Origin of the sequence: Dactylosporangium aurantiacum, from assembly GCF_000716715.1 — a bacterium.
GTDB classification, from domain to species: Bacteria; Actinomycetota; Actinomycetes; order Mycobacteriales; family Micromonosporaceae; genus Dactylosporangium; species Dactylosporangium aurantiacum.
Genome location: NZ_JNYJ01000130.1, coordinates 1 through 1,289 on the forward strand (window position 1 = coordinate 1; position 1,289 = coordinate 1,289).

Here is a 1,289-nt window from a genome sequence, read left to right on the forward strand (position 1 = left end):
TGAACCTACGGAGTCGCGGCAGTACGGTTCAGTGAAGCCGGATTCGTTGCTACACAACGGTTTCAGCTTTGCTGAGGTCCGGCTCGGTACGGTCGGTTGCTGTACTTTGCTGCTGTACTTTTCTGGCCCTGCCGTCTGGCGGGCGAGCGGACCTGACACACCGCATGGCAGGTCGTACAATTTCTTGTACGTCAGTTCGGTTGAGTTCAGTTCGGGGGTGCCATGCGCACGGTCAGCTACTCAGAGGTCCGGCAGAACCTTGCCAAGATGCTTGACCACGTGGTGGATGACGCCGAGGAGGTCGTGATCACCCGCTCCGGCCACGAGTCCGCGGTCATCATCTCGCTGCGTGAGTACGAGTCGCTGAAGGAGACGGCGTACCTGATGGCGAGCCCGGCCAATGCCCGCCGGCTGAACGAGGCCATCGAGGAGCTCCGTGCGGGCGGCGGCGAGGTGCACGACCTGCTCGACGCGGATGAGGCGTCCGCGGCGTGAAGGTTCAGTTCGCCAGCCGTGGCTGGGATGACTATCTGAGCTGGCAGCAGGACCGGCAGATGCTCAGGCGGGTGAACGCGCTGATCGAGGACATCCGCCGCAACGGTCACGAGGGTATCGGCAAGCCGGAGCAGCTCCGCGGCAACTGGTCCGGGTTCTGGTCGCGGCGCATCGACCAGGAGCACCGCCTGGTGTACCGGATCGCTGACGACACGGTGCAGATCGCGCAGTGCCGCTACCACTACGAATGACGACGCGCCCTACGGACATGTGTCCTGTACGTACGTCGTCGCGCTCGCGGCGCCTGCTACCAGCCGACGCCTCCGCTCAAGCCCCTCCGTATACCCGTCGTCCACCCACCCGGGAACAGGCCGGCGGCGGGGCTGCCCGAGTGAGTACGGACCGCAACGTCCGCGACCACGCTTGGCGGCCCCGCCGCCGGCCTGTTGGCTTTGCCTGGACGACGGGGATGCGGTGGGGCGCCCCCTCCGGAACCCAGAGGCCCCGCCGGAGGCAAGAGCGCGACTACAGATGGAGATGGCAGGGAGCGAAGCGACCGGTGTCTGGCGGGAGCTACGAGCAATGCGCCAGACGAACCCGAGTCATCGTCAGGCTGAACTCCGACGAGCCGTAAGCCGACTGCTGCTGTCCGTCAAGAGCACATCGTCCGGCCCGGACGTGGCGTACCGGCCGGACGGGCTTACGGCGCCGGCGCTTGCGCCGGGCGCCGCTTGCACGCCGAGCCGGGCGACCACGTCCGGGCTGCGCCGAAGGCGCCTTGATCTAGTACAGCC

2 protein-coding genes are annotated in these 1,289 nt (G+C 66.7%); both read left to right on the forward strand.

All coding sequences use genetic code 11. The annotated features are described in order from the left end of the window. Positions 1 to 222 precede the first annotated feature (222 nt). Entirely contained in the window at positions 223 to 495 is a 273-nt protein-coding gene (locus tag OP18_RS50565) for a type II toxin-antitoxin system Phd/YefM family antitoxin (RefSeq protein WP_033367964.1), read from the forward strand. Further along, on the forward strand, positions 492 to 746 hold the full coding sequence (locus OP18_RS50570; RefSeq protein ID WP_033367965.1) for a Txe/YoeB family addiction module toxin: 255 nt from the start codon (positions 492 to 494) through the stop codon (positions 744 to 746). Before OP18_RS50565 ends, OP18_RS50570 begins: the two co-directional genes overlap by 4 nt. The last annotated feature ends 543 nt before the right edge of the window (positions 747 to 1,289 follow it).